Below are 11,881 nucleotides of genomic sequence, written 5' to 3'. Positions count from 1 at the left end.
GCACACAAGACGATGGTCGGCCTGCACAAGAGCACAATGAAGAACCCGGTGGTGCGCTGGATCGACGAGCGCCTGCCGATCCCGAGCCTGCTGCAGAAGGAATACGCGCAGTTCCCCACGCCGAGGAACTTCAACTACTTCTGGAACTTCGGCGCGCTCGCGATGGTGAACCTCGTGATCATGATCGTCACGGGCGTGTTCCTCGCGATGCACTACACGCCGCACACGGCCTATGCCTTCGACAGCGTCGAGCGCATCATGCGCGACGTGAACTACGGCTGGCTGATCCGCTACATCCACATGAACGGCGCCAGCATGTTCTTCATCGTCGTCTACATCCACATCTTCCGTGGCCTGTATTACGGTTCGTACAAGGCGCCGCGGGAGCTTCTGTGGATGCTCGGCGTCGTCATCCTGCTCCTGCTGATGGCCACCGCCTTCATGGGCTACGTTCTTCCCTGGGGCCAGATGAGCTTCTGGGGCGCGACCGTCATCACCAACCTCTTCAGCGCCATCCCGATCGTCGGGCCAGATATCGTGGTCTGGCTCTGGGGCGGATTCAGCGTCGACAACCCGACCCTCAACCGCTTCTTCTCGCTGCACTACCTCCTGCCGTTCGTGATCGTGGGCGTGGTGTTCCTGCACATCGTCGCGCTGCACGTCACCGGCTCGAACAACCCGCTCGGCATCGAGCCGAAGGGTCCGCAGGACACGATCCCCTTTCACCCCTACTACACGATCAAGGACACGTTCGGCCTCTGCATCTATCTGATCGTGTTCGCGTTCTTCGTCTTCTTCGCGCCGAACTACATGGGCCATCCGGACAACTACATCCCGGCCAACCCGCTGGTGACGCCGGCGCATATCGTGCCCGAATGGTACTTCCTGCCCTTCTACGCCATCCTCCGCGCCGTGCCGGACAAGCTCGGCGGCGTGCTCCTGATGTTCGGCTCGATCCTGATCCTGTTCGTGCTGCCCTGGCTTGATACGAGCCCGGTGCGCAGCATGCGCTTCCGCCCGCTCGCGCGCCCGTTCTTCTGGATGTTCGCGATTTCCTGCGTTGTGCTCGGCTACTGCGGCGCGATGCCGGCCGAAGGCATCTGGGTGACCATCAGCCGCGTCGGCACGGCCTACTACTTCATGTATTTCCTCGTGATCCTGCCGCTCCTCGGCAAGCTCGAGCGGCCGCTGAAGCTCCCCGAAAGCATCTCCGCCCCTGTGCTTCGCGGCGGCGGGCCAGTGCCTGCGGCTGCGGCGGCGAAGCCGATGGAGAAGGCGTGATGCGCCAGCTTCTCGCTCTAGCTGTCGCCGCTGCGGTTGCACTCTCGGCGCATGCCTCGCTGCATGCTGCGGGCGGTGCGCCGAGGCCGCCAGCGCAGGACTGGTCGTTCGGCGGGCTGTTCGGAACCTTCGACCGCGCCTCCGCCCAGCGCGGGTTCCAGGTCTACAAGCAGGTCTGCGCCGCCTGCCATGCGATGAAGCAGCTCAGCTACCGGAACCTCGCCGATATCGGCCTGTCCGACGCCGAGATCCGCGCCATCGCTGCGGAGGTGATGGTGCAGGACGGGCCGAACGACGACGGCGAGATGTTCGAGCGCCCCGGCCGCCCGTCCGACCGGTTCCGCAGCCCCTTCCCGAACGAGAAGGCAGCGCGGGCGGCGAACAATGGCGCCTATCCGGTCGATCTGTCGCTGATCATCAAGGCAAGGCCGTATGGGGCAGACTATCTCTACGCTCTGCTCACCGGCTATCGGGAGGAGCCGCCGCCCGGTGTTCCGGTGATGGAGGGGATGCACTACAACGACTGGTTCCCCGGCCATTGGATCGCGATGGCACGGCCTCTCTACGACGACCAAGTGACCTATGCGGACGGCACTCCAGCCACCACCGAGCAGATGGCGCGCGATGTGACGACCTTCCTGGCCTGGGCGTCGGAGCCCGAGCTCGAGCAGCGGCGCGCGATGGGGGTGCGGGTGATCCTGTTCCTGCTCGTGCTCGCGGGCATGACCTATGCTGTGAAGCGCAAGGTCTGGGCCGACCTCAAGCACTGATGCGGCGGTGCGAGCTGCGCTAGAACGGGGGGCCGCCCGGCCGGGCGGCCCCTTTCGTCTCGGGAGGCGCGCGCATGGCAGATCCTGTTCCCGAACCCGTCATCGGCATCATCGGCGGCTCGGGCGTCTATGACATCGAGGGCCTCGAGGAGGCGGAGTGGCGCGAGGTGCGCACGCCCTGGGGCCTGCCGTCGGGGGAGCTCCTGTTCGGCAGGCTCTCCGGCGTGCGTGTCGTGTTCCTGCCGCGGCATGATCGCGGCCATCGTCTGTCGCCGACCGATCTCCCCTACCGCGCCAACATCGACGCGCTGAAGCGTTCAGGCTGCACCGAGATCATCTCGCTCTCCGCCGTCGGCTCGCTCAGGGCGGAGCTGCCGCCCGGAAGTTTCGTGATCGTCGACCAGTTCATCGACCGCACCTTCGCCCGACAGAAGAGCTTCTTCGGCGCCGGCTGCGTGGCGCATGTCTCGATGGCCGATCCGGTGTGCCGGCGGCTCGGCGACGCGCTCGAGCAGGCCTGCCGCGACCTCGGCCTTCCGCACCGGCGCGGCGGCACCTATCTCGCGATGGAGGGGCCGCAATTCTCCACCCGTGCGGAGAGCGAGCTCTACCGCGCCTGGGGCTGCGACGTGGTGGGCATGACCAACATGCCGGAGGCGAAGCTCGCCCGCGAGGCGGAGCTCTGTTACGCGACCGTCGCGATGGTGACCGACTACGACTGCTGGCATCCCGAGCATGACCACGTGACCGTCGAGCTCGTGGTGAAGGTTCTGTTCGAGAACGCCGCCAAGGCGCGCGCGCTGGTCGCGCGCGTGGTGCCCGCACTCGGCGAGCGGCGCACGCTCTGCCACGCGGGCTGCCACACCGCTCTCGAGAACGCGATCGTCACCGCACCGGAGAAGCGCGATCCGTCTCTCGTGGCGCGGCTCGATGCGGTGGCCGGCCGGGTGCTCGGCCTCGAGGCCAGGGGCGAGGCCTGAGCGAGCAGGCGGCGCGGCGCCGCGGCCGTCGCGTCGCGCACCGCGCGATGGGCGCGGCACATGTTTCGCCGAGCGCTGCGGAGCGTATCGATTGACGGCTTCGCCGGCGAGGCGCTCTCTGTCCTCGGCAGTGTGTCGCTCTGTGGCGTGGCGGAGCGGGAAACGATCCGCCGTCGCATCGGCAAGCGGCCGGGCTCGCGGCGCGCGCGTCCGGCCCTCAGCCGAGGTGCTTGGCGAAGAAGGCGAGCGTCCGTTCTTGCGCGAGCTCGGCGTCCGCGCGGCTGAAGCTCGCCCGCTCGTCGCAGCCGAAGCCGTGCTGCGCGCCCGCATAGACGAAGATCTCCACCCCCGGCTGCGCGGCGCGGATCAGCTCGACGTCGCTCAGCGGGATCGAGGCGTCCTTCTCGGCGAAATGCATCTGAACCGGGCAGGTCGGCGTCTCGGTCCGCGTGGCGGCGATTCCGCCGCCATACCAGCAGGAGCTTGCGGCGAAGCTCCGCGTCCGCGTCGCCCCCCACCAGGCGACCGTTCCGCCCCAGCAATAGCCGACGATGCCCCGTTTCGCCCCGGCCGGCAGGGCGGCGGCGGCGGCCTCGATGTCGAGCACGGGGCCCGCCTCGGGCACCTTCGCCCGCAGCGCACGTCCGGTCGCGACATCGTCTGCCGTGTAGCCGAGCTCGACGCCGCGCTGTACCCGGTCGAACAGGGCCGGGGCGATCACCCGGTAGCCCTGGGCGGCGAAGCGCGCGCAAACGTTCCGGATGTGCCGGTTGACGCCGAAGATCTCCTGCACGACGACGAGCGCGCGCGACGCATCCTGTGGGCCATCCTGCCAGGCCGAGAGCGTGTGGCCGTCGGATGCCGTCAGCGTGATCGTCTCGCCCATGGTTGCGCCTCCCTGCTCGTCTCTCCTTGGGATGGACCAGCCGTGTGGCCGTCGCAACCCCTGCTCAGCGAAACGCCGCCACCAGGCCCGACAGGGTGAGGACCGAGACCAGCGTCGAGGCGATCACCGTCGCGCCGGCACGATCCACCCCGATGCCGTAGCGCGCCGCGAGCAGCACAGGGTTCGAGCCGGTGGGCAGCGCCGCGGCGGTGACCGTCACCGCTGTCTCCTGCGGGGTGAGGCCGATCGCGCGCGCGGCGAGCCACACGAGCGCGGGCATCAGGGCGAGCTTGGCGGCGGCAGCGAGCGCGACCTCCGCCCAGGCCGAGGCGAGGCGGAACGCCGCGAGCCCGGCGCCGAGCGAGACGAGGGCGACCGGCGCGGCCGCCTGCCCGAGCAGCTCGAGCGTCGCCTTCACCGGGCCGGGAAGTGGCGGCAGGCCGAGGAGCCGCCAGGCGAGTGCGGCAAGCAGAGCCGCGACGATCGGGTTCGTCACCACCGCGCGGCCGACGGGGACGAGCGCGCCGAGGCTCGCCGCGCCGCGCGCCGAGACCTCGAGCAGCACCGTCGTCACCCCGAGCAGGGCGAGGGAGTGGAGACCGACGATGCCGAGCAGCGTCTCGAGCGCCTCCGCCCCGAAGGCTGCGAGGGTGAGCGGAATGCCCATCGCGACGACATTGCCGAAGCCGGCGTTCAGTGCGGTGAGCGCCGCAGGCCCGATGCCGAGGCCAAGCCGCGTCCGAGCGGCCGCGAACACGAGCGCATAGACAGCGAAGCAGCCGGCGAAGAAGGCCGCCGCCGCACGCCCGCCGGCGCCGGCCGCCGAGACGCCGGCGGAGAACAGAAGCGCCGGCGCGGCCAAGGAGAAGGCGAACAGCACGAGCCCACGCTGCGCCGCCTGGTCGAGCACGCCGCGCCGCACGGCCACGAAGCCCAGCGCCACCAGAGCGAACACCGGCACGACCGTGGTGAGGACGGCGGCGATCGGTCCTGGCATCATCGGACCGGCCGAAAATCGTACCGCTGGGAGGCGTCAATGGGCGAGATCGTCAATCTCCGCCGCGCGCGGAAGGCGCGGGCGAAGGCCGATGCGGCGGCCGAAGCGGCGCGCAACCGCGCTCTGCACGGCCGCGGCAAGGCGGCCAAGGCGGACGCGGAGGCCGAGGCGGCGCGCCGGCGCCTGCGCGACCGCACGCTCGACGCAGGTCGGATCGCGCGCGACGATGAGCCCTCCTGACGGACGGTCACGGCGCCTGTTCCGGCGCCGCCGGCTCACCGGCGGGGGCCTGGTCGAGCGCCGGCCCCTCGGGAAGCGTGAGGCGGAAGCGCGTTCCCGACGGCCCTGTCGCCGCGAGCTCGATCTCCCCGCCATGGGCGCGAACGAGGTCGCGCGCGATCGCAAGCCCGAGGCCTGAGCCGCCGCGACGGCCGGACTGGAAGGGGCGGAAGGGATCGGCCGCGAGCGCGGCGGGAAGGCCGGGCCCGTCATCGGCGATCTCGATCGCGACCATTCCCTCCGCACGCTCCGCCGCGACGCGGATCACGGTCGCACCGGCCTCGATGGCATTCCGGAACAGGTTGAGCAGGACGCGGAACAGCGACTCCCGGTCGGCCGTGAGCGCGAGCCCGGGCCCGGCCGCGAGGGTGACGGTGGCCTCCGCCCGCCCGGCTGCCGCCTTCGCCGCCTCGGCCGCCTCGGCGACGAGCGGGGCGAGCGGGAAGGTGCTCGTCTGGAGTGTGGGCGGGCCTTCGCGCGCGAACTCCATCGTCCGGGTGGCGAGCGCGATCGCGCGCTCGATCGCGCCGAGCAGCATCGGTGCGGCCGCGCGCACCTTCGGGTCTGAGCTCGCGGAGAGACGGTCGGAGATGAGCAGGGCGGTGGCGAGCACGCCGCGCAGGTCATGCGTCACCTTGGCGAGTGCCGTGCCCAGGGCCGCGAGACGCGACTTGCGCCAGAGATCCTCGCGGATCGTCGCCTGCATCGCCGCCACCGCCGCGATCGCCGCGCCGATCTCGTCGTCGCGGTGCCGACGCGACGGCGCCTGGGGTGCCTCGGGGTCGGCCTCGAAGCGCCGTATGCTCTCGGTAAGCTCCTCGATCGGGCGGACAAGCAGGAGGCGGAGGGCGAGGTAGAGGAGCGCCGCTCCGGCGAGCGCAATGACGAGCCCGGTGGTGACGATCCGCGCCGCCGCCGCGCGCAGGGCATCGACGATCGGGGCGCGCAGGATCACGAGATCGACGATCGTCCCGGGGTCGACGGCGCTGACGCCGATCACGCGCACGGGCAGGCCGTCGCGGTTGGCGATGAGGCGGAGCGACAGCAGCGTCGCGCGCTGCAGGGTGAGCGAACGGAGGTCGATCGTGGTGCCGACCTGGAGCGGGCGGTCGTCGCGCGCGAGCGGCAGGAGCCTGCGGCCAGGCGTACGCAGCGAGACGAGCTCGACCCCCGCAAGCGTCAGAAGCTCATCCTGCAGGGCAGGGTCGAGCGGATCGCCGCCGGCAGCCTCGAGCGCCAGCGCGGCGAGATGCGCCCCGTTGACGCGCGCCTCGAGCCAGTCGTGGCAGGCGCGGCCGAGGGCTGGAAGAAGGATCGCGCCGAGCGCGAGCACGGCGAAGATCGCGGTCAGCCGCAGGAGCAGCCTCGCGAGGCTCTTCCCCGGCCGGTCTGGCGCTGCGGCAGGCGGCATCGGCGGCGAGTCTAGCACCCTGCGGCCGCCGCCGCCCCTCAGTCCCGGTAGCCGCGGAAACCCTCGAGCCGCCAGACCGTGTAGCGCAGCGCGGCGTCCGGGTGGGTCGGCACCGTCACCCGACCGATACGGGTCGCGTCCTCGAAGCGGCCGACCACGTCTGGGGCGCTGTCGCGCCGGGTGACGAACAGGAACGGGCCGCGATCGCCCGGAGCGAGAGCGGCCGTCAGCTCGAACTCGTTCCGAGCTATACCGTCCGCTTCCCACATCCGCGCATCGAGCGGGTGGGGGCGGACGTAGTAGATCAGGCTCGCCATGTCGCGGCGCTGCTCGAACAGGAGCCGTGCCCCGGGATGCTCGGAGGCGATCCGGGAGATCGCCGACCCGAGCGCCTCCCAGCCGCGCTGGCGCATCCAGGGGTCGGCCCGGCGCGGCAGCTCGATGCCGGCGGCGGCAAGGGCGGGGGGGCCGGCGAAGAGGACGAGTGCGGCCGCGAGGTGCAGCCCGACGGCGGCGCGCAACAGGATCACCCGGCCCGTCGCCAGCACCCAGGGCACGACGAGAAGCGTGCCGGCGAGGTAGATCGGTGCGGCCCAGTTCGCGTTGGCGCGGCTCGCGAAGGACTGCGCGAGCATCACGAGCCCCATCGGAGCGGAAAACAGCCCGAGCATGCGCGTCGTCGGCTCGGCCCAGGTCTCGCGCCGTGCGAGCACCCACAGCAGGAGCACGAAGGTGATCGGGCCGAACACGCCAAACTGGGCGCCGAAGAACTCGAGCCCCTCGCCTGGGTTGAAAGAGGGGCCGGCGCGGAGATTCGCGTTCTCGCCGACATGGCGGACGGTGGCGAAGCCGTGCGCGAGGTTCCAGGCGAGGTTCGGCGCGACCACGGCGAGCGCGACCCCGAGCCCAAGCCACGGCCCCGGTCCGCGCAGGAGGGTCGCGCGCGCCTCGCGGTCGAGCGCGAGCGTCAGCACGAGCCCGCCGAGGAAGCCTGCCATCGCATATTTGGCGAGGAACCCAAGGCCGAGAGCGAGGCCGAGCACCGCCCACCAGACTGCGCCCGCCCCCTCGCGCAGCCGCACGAGCGCGTAGAGGGCGGCGGCCCAGGCCGTCAGCAAGCCTGGGTCGGTCGAGACGATCGCCGAGGAGACCGACACCGCAGGTAGGGTCGCGTAGATGCCCGCCGTCCAGAGCGCGGCGCGGGGGCCCGCGAGGCGTGCCGCGGCGGCGCCGAGCAGCAGCGCGGTGGCGGCATGGAGGAGCGGCGAGGAGAGGCGTATGCAGCCCTCGCCGTCGCCGCAGAGGGCGGTGGTGCCCGCGATCAGCCAGGCGACGAGAGGGGGCTTCGTGACGTAGCCGAAGCGCAAGTCCTGCGCCCAGACCCAGTACTGCGCCTCGTCGGCATAGAGGTCGGGCGTGTCGAAGGCGAGCCAGACGACGCGCGCCAGCGTGATCGCCGCGACGAGGGCGAACGCGCGTGGCAGCCAAGCGGCACGCTCGGGCCTCGTCCGGGCCGAGGCCTCGCGTCGCGCCGCCACCGACTCACCCCGCATCGCTCCGCTGCCGGGCCGCGCCGGCGCGGCGTCGATCAGGCGGCGATCCGGGCCACTTCCTCGGGCGTCATCCGAACCGTTCGCTCATAGTCCTCGAGCAGCGTTCTCGTGATGTCGCCCGGGGTGAAGCGATAGGGCCCGATCTCGGCCACTGGCGTCACCTCGGCGGCGGTGCCGGTGAGGAAGCACTCGGTGGCGCGCGCCATCTCCTCGGGCATGATCGCCCGCTCGACCACCTTCATCTGCCGGTTGCGCGCAAGCCGCATCACGGTGCGTCGGGTGATGCCGTCGAGGAAGCAGTCCGGCAGGGGCGTGTGCAGCTCGCCGTCGATGACGAAGAAGATGTTCGCCCCCGTCGCTTCGGCGACCTGGCCGCGCCAGTCGAGCATCAGCGCATCGGCATAGCCCTTCGCCTCGGCGGCGTGCTTGTTGAGGGTCGCGATCATATAGAGGCCGGTGGCCTTGGCCGCGGTCGGCGCGGTCTTCGGGTGCGGCCGGCGCCATTCGCCGATGTCGAGGCGAATGCCCTTCATCCGGTCGGGGAAGTAGGCGCCCCATTCCCAGACCGCGATCGCGAGGTGGATCGTGTTCTTCTGCCCCGCCACACCCATCATCTCCGAGCCGCGCCAGGCGATCGGGCGGACATAGGCGTCCTGGAGGCCGGAGGCGGCGAGGGTGGCCCTGGTCGCCTCGTCGATCTCCTCGAGCGTCCAGGGAATGGTCATGTCCATGATCCTGGCGCTGTCGAGCAGGCGCTGGCTGTGTTCGGTGAGCTTGAAGACATGGCCGTTGTAGGCACGCTCCCCCTCGAACACGGCCGAGCCGTAGTGCAGGCCGTGGGTGAGAACGTGCAGCTTCGCCTCGCGCCAGGGGCGCAGGACGCCGTCGACCCAGATCAGCCCGTCGCGGTCGTCATAGGGAACGAGTGCCATGGACGCACCTTCATGAGCGTTGCGATGGTGTTTGGCGCAATCTTGTTGCGCGGGCTCTCCCCCGAGAGAAACCTTGGCGACGCTACGGTCGGCGCGCTAATATGTCAACGTCACTGACGTAACGAGCGCTCAACCCTGGAGAGACCCGGCCGCATGGATCCCCGCGGTGCCGCTTCGCTGCTCTTCCTGCGCGAGGAGGAGATACGCCTCGGCATGGAGTTGTTGTTCTTCGGCTATCGCGACTTCACCGCCGGGCCCGACGAGATCCTCGCCGCGCTCGGGATGGGCCGAGCCCACCACCGCGTTCTCTATTTCGTCGGCCGCCATCCCGGCATCACCGTCTCGGAGCTTCTCGCCATCCTGCGTATCACCAAGCAGTCGCTCGGCCGGGTGCTGAAGCCGCTCATCGAGGGCGGTTATGTCGTGCAGGCCCGCGGGCGGAGCGACCGGCGGCAGCGTCTTCTCACCCTCACGGCAAAGGGGGAGGAGCTCGAGCGGCGTCTGTTCGAGCGGCAGCGCGACACGCTCTCGCGCGCCTATCGCGAGTCGGGTGCGCAGGCGGTCGAGGGGTTCCGGCGGGTGATGCTCGGCATGATGGGGCCGGAGGCGCGCGCCCGGCTCGAGGCACGCGAGCGCGGCCCCGCGCGCCTCGAGCGTGGCCGGCCGGGTGAGACGCCGGTCGAGGCGGGGCGCGCGCCGCTGCGGGAGAGCGGCAAGGTCGCCTGATGGCCTCGCCCCCGCCGCCCGATGCCGCGCACCTGCTTGTGGTCGATGACGATTCGCGGCTGCGTGACCTATTGCGCCGCTTCCTCGAGCGGGAGGGGTTCAGGGTCACGGTCGCGCCCGATGCGGTGGAGGCGCGGCGCCTGCTCAAGGCGATGCAGTTCGACCTGATCGTGCTCGACGTGATGCTGCCCGGCGAGAGCGGCCTCGAGCTGACCGAGGCGGTGCGCCGCGAGCGCGACATCCCGGTTGTTCTGCTGACCGCGCGCGGCGCGCCGGAGGACAGGATCGCCGGCTTCGAGCGGGGGGCGGACGACTATCTCGCCAAGCCGTTCGAACCGCGCGAGCTCCTGTTGCGGATCCGCACCATCCTGCGTCGCCTCTCTGCGGCCGCGGCGTCGGCGGCGTCCGCCGGCCCGGTCCGGCTCGGCGATGCGGTGTTCGATCCCGCCCGCGGCCTTCTCACCCGCCATGGCGAGCCGGTTCGGCTGACCTCGGGCGAGGCGGCTCTGCTCGCCGCTCTTGCCGCCCGCGCCGGCGAGACGCTGACGCGCGAGGACCTCGCCGCCGCGCTCGGCCAGGAGGACCATGGCGAGCGGGCGATCGACGTGCAGGTGACGCGGCTGAGGCGCAAGATCGAGCGCGATCCGCGCGAACCCGCCTTCCTACAGACGGTGCGCGGCCGGGGCTACGTGCTCCGGCCCGGCTGAGGGCGGGGGATGCGCGCGCGGCTCAAGCGCCTTTTGCCGCGGACGCTCTTCGGCCGCAGCGTCCTGATCATCGTCACCCCGCTGATCGTGCTGCAGGCGGTGGCGCTGCAGATCTTTTACGGCACGCACTGGGAGGTCGTCTCGCGGCGCCTCGCCGCGGCGGTGGCGGGCGACATCGCGATGATCGTCGAGATGCTCGCCCGCCATCCGGGGGAGGAGACGCTCGCCTGGGTGACGCGCGAGGCCTTCGCACGGCTCGAGCTCGTGATCCGCCTCGAACCGGGAGCGGTCCTGCCCGAGGAGCCCGACCCGCGCACCGGCCCGGCCGAGGCGGAGCTCGCCGCCGCGCTGGCCGAGCGCGTGCGCCTGCCGTTCCGGATCGCCTGGCCGCGCACCGAGCGGGCGGTGGAGATCGCGGTGCAGCTTCCCGACGGGCTTCTCCATGTCGAGGCGCCGGCGAAACGGCTCTTCACCGGAACGGTCACCGTGTTCGTGATCTGGCTGATCGGCTCGGCGCTGATCCTGTTCGCGGTCGCGGTGCTGTTCATGAACAACCAGGTCAAGCCGATCCGCCGCCTCGCCGCCGCGGCTGAGGCGTTCGGCAAAGGCCAGGACGTGGCGCCGATCAAGCCAGAGGGGGCGGAGGAGGTGCGTCTCGCCGCCGCCTCGTTCAACCGCATGCGCGAGCGGATCGCGCGCTTCCTCGCGCAGCGGACGGAGATGCTCGCGGGCGTCAGCCACGACCTCCGCACGCCGATCACCCGGATGCGGCTCGGCCTGGCCATGCTCACGCCCAGGCTCGGCGAGGAGGACCGGGCGGAGGCGGCGGCGCTCGAGCGCGACCTCGCCGAGATGGAAGCGATGATCGAGGCCTATCTCGCCTTCGCGCGCGGCGAGGGAGCGGAGCAGGCGCAGCCTGCCGACCTCGCCGAGCTGATCGAGGAGGTGGCGCGCAAGGCGCGCCGAAACGGCGCCGTCGTCACCGTCGAGGCGGAGCCCTCGCTCGTCGTGCCGCTCAGGGTCGATGCGATGCGGCGCTGCCTGACCAACCTTGTCGACAACGCGAGACGCCACGCCGCGCATGTCTGGCTTGGCGCTGCGCGTTCCGTCCGGCCCTCGGGCGGGGCAGCGGTGCAGATCACGGTTGATGACGACGGCCCAGGAATCCCGCCCGAGCAGCGGGAGCACGCCTTCCGCCCCTTCGTCCGGCTCGGCGCCACGGCCGGCGCGGGCGGCACGGGGCTCGGGCTGTCGATCGCGCGCGACATTGTGCGCGCGCATGGCGGCGAGATCGCGCTCGAGGAGAGCCCGCGCGGGGGCTTGCGCGCCCGGATCAGCCTCCCGGCATGACCAGGCCAG

At 71.3% G+C, this 11,881-nt stretch carries 12 protein-coding genes; 7 read left to right on the top strand and 5 right to left on the bottom strand.

Annotated elements, in window-relative coordinates:
- Positions 1-12 precede the first annotated feature (12 nt).
- From KO353_RS06600 to KO353_RS06590, 3 genes are all read left to right on the top strand, one after another.
- Positions 13-1,281, top strand: a complete 1,269-nt coding sequence (locus tag KO353_RS06600) for a cytochrome b (protein ID WP_218286917.1) — start codon at positions 13-15, stop codon at positions 1,279-1,281.
- Entirely contained in the window at positions 1,281-2,051 is a 771-nt protein-coding gene (locus KO353_RS06595; protein ID WP_218286916.1) for a cytochrome c1, read from the top strand. The genes KO353_RS06600 and KO353_RS06595 overlap by 1 nt, the downstream gene beginning before the upstream one ends.
- 74 nt (positions 2,052-2,125) lie before the next feature.
- Positions 2,126-3,031 carry an S-methyl-5'-thioadenosine phosphorylase gene (locus tag KO353_RS06590; protein ID WP_218286915.1) on the top strand — a complete coding sequence of 302 codons (906 nt, stop codon included), beginning with the start codon at positions 2,126-2,128 and terminating at the stop codon, positions 3,029-3,031.
- 217 nt (positions 3,032-3,248) lie between these two features.
- On the opposite strand, the gene KO353_RS06585 is transcribed toward KO353_RS06590, so the two are convergent.
- Positions 3,249-3,917, bottom strand: coding sequence for a dienelactone hydrolase family protein (locus tag KO353_RS06585; protein WP_218286914.1), 669 nt, complete (start codon positions 3,915-3,917; stop codon positions 3,249-3,251).
- 64 nt (positions 3,918-3,981) lie between these two features.
- Positions 3,982-4,914, bottom strand: a complete 933-nt coding sequence (locus tag KO353_RS06580; protein ID WP_218286913.1) for an AEC family transporter — start codon at positions 4,912-4,914, stop codon at positions 3,982-3,984.
- Positions 4,915-4,953: 39 nt separating this feature from the next.
- Between KO353_RS06580 and KO353_RS06575 the strand changes: the two genes are divergently transcribed.
- Complete coding sequence (locus KO353_RS06575; RefSeq protein ID WP_218286912.1) at positions 4,954-5,154, top strand: DUF4169 family protein; 201 nt, start codon at positions 4,954-4,956, stop codon at positions 5,152-5,154.
- Positions 5,155-5,161: 7 nt separating this feature from the next.
- Here the strand turns inward: KO353_RS06575 and KO353_RS06570 are convergent, their stop codons facing one another.
- Genes KO353_RS06570 through KO353_RS06560 form a run of 3 tightly spaced genes read right to left on the bottom strand, consistent with a single transcriptional unit; the run spans position 5,162 to position 9,089 of the window.
- Positions 5,162-6,604, bottom strand: coding sequence for a sensor histidine kinase (locus KO353_RS06570; RefSeq protein ID WP_218286911.1), 1,443 nt, complete (start codon positions 6,602-6,604; stop codon positions 5,162-5,164).
- Positions 6,605-6,642: 38 nt separating this feature from the next.
- Positions 6,643-8,157, bottom strand: a complete 1,515-nt coding sequence (locus KO353_RS06565) for an ArnT family glycosyltransferase (protein WP_218286910.1) — start codon at positions 8,155-8,157, stop codon at positions 6,643-6,645.
- Between the two features lie 35 nt (positions 8,158-8,192).
- Entirely contained in the window at positions 8,193-9,089 is an 897-nt protein-coding gene (locus tag KO353_RS06560) for a branched-chain amino acid aminotransferase (protein ID WP_218286909.1), read from the bottom strand.
- Positions 9,090-9,242: 153 nt separating this feature from the next.
- On the opposite strand from KO353_RS06560, the gene KO353_RS06555 reads away from it, so the two are divergent.
- Genes KO353_RS06555 through KO353_RS06545 form a run of 3 tightly spaced genes read left to right on the top strand, consistent with a single transcriptional unit; the run spans position 9,243 to position 11,872 of the window.
- Positions 9,243-9,815, top strand: coding sequence for a MarR family winged helix-turn-helix transcriptional regulator (locus KO353_RS06555; protein WP_218286908.1), 573 nt, complete (start codon positions 9,243-9,245; stop codon positions 9,813-9,815).
- Positions 9,815-10,522, top strand: coding sequence for a response regulator transcription factor (locus KO353_RS06550; protein ID WP_218286907.1), 708 nt, complete (start codon positions 9,815-9,817; stop codon positions 10,520-10,522). The genes KO353_RS06555 and KO353_RS06550 overlap by 1 nt, the downstream gene beginning before the upstream one ends.
- 9 nt (positions 10,523-10,531) lie before the next feature.
- The gene (locus KO353_RS06545) at positions 10,532-11,872 is read left to right on the top strand and encodes an ATP-binding protein (RefSeq protein WP_218286906.1); all 1,341 of its coding nucleotides are present in this window, start codon (positions 10,532-10,534) and stop codon (positions 11,870-11,872) included.
- The last annotated feature ends 9 nt before the right edge of the window (positions 11,873-11,881 follow it).

The sequence above is a fragment of the Elioraea tepida genome (assembly GCF_019203965.1).
Classification (GTDB): domain Bacteria; phylum Pseudomonadota; class Alphaproteobacteria; order Acetobacterales; family Acetobacteraceae; genus Elioraea_A; species Elioraea_A tepida.
Note: the sequence above shows the minus strand (reverse complement) of the source record. Positions and strands in the feature narration are given on the sequence as shown.

Coding starts and splice junctions, on each gene's coding strand:
- KO353_RS06560 (WP_218286909.1), bottom strand. CDS start 9,089: ATGGCACTCGTTCCCTATGACGACCGCGACGGGCTGATCTGGGTCGAC.
- KO353_RS06595 (WP_218286916.1), top strand. CDS start 1,281: ATGCGCCAGCTTCTCGCTCTAGCTGTCGCCGCTGCGGTTGCACTCTCG.
- KO353_RS06565 (WP_218286910.1), bottom strand. CDS start 8,157: ATGCGGGGTGAGTCGGTGGCGGCGCGACGCGAGGCCTCGGCCCGGACG.
- KO353_RS06575 (WP_218286912.1), top strand. CDS start 4,954: ATGGGCGAGATCGTCAATCTCCGCCGCGCGCGGAAGGCGCGGGCGAAG.
- KO353_RS06555 (WP_218286908.1), top strand. CDS start 9,243: ATGGATCCCCGCGGTGCCGCTTCGCTGCTCTTCCTGCGCGAGGAGGAG.
- KO353_RS06580 (WP_218286913.1), bottom strand. CDS start 4,914: ATGCCAGGACCGATCGCCGCCGTCCTCACCACGGTCGTGCCGGTGTTC.
- KO353_RS06545 (WP_218286906.1), top strand. CDS start 10,532: ATGCGCGCGCGGCTCAAGCGCCTTTTGCCGCGGACGCTCTTCGGCCGC.
- KO353_RS06550 (WP_218286907.1), top strand. CDS start 9,815: ATGGCCTCGCCCCCGCCGCCCGATGCCGCGCACCTGCTTGTGGTCGAT.
- KO353_RS06585 (WP_218286914.1), bottom strand. CDS start 3,917: ATGGGCGAGACGATCACGCTGACGGCATCCGACGGCCACACGCTCTCG.
- KO353_RS06570 (WP_218286911.1), bottom strand. CDS start 6,604: ATGCCGCCTGCCGCAGCGCCAGACCGGCCGGGGAAGAGCCTCGCGAGG.
- KO353_RS06600 (WP_218286917.1), top strand. CDS start 13: ATGGTCGGCCTGCACAAGAGCACAATGAAGAACCCGGTGGTGCGCTGG.
- KO353_RS06590 (WP_218286915.1), top strand. CDS start 2,126: ATGGCAGATCCTGTTCCCGAACCCGTCATCGGCATCATCGGCGGCTCG.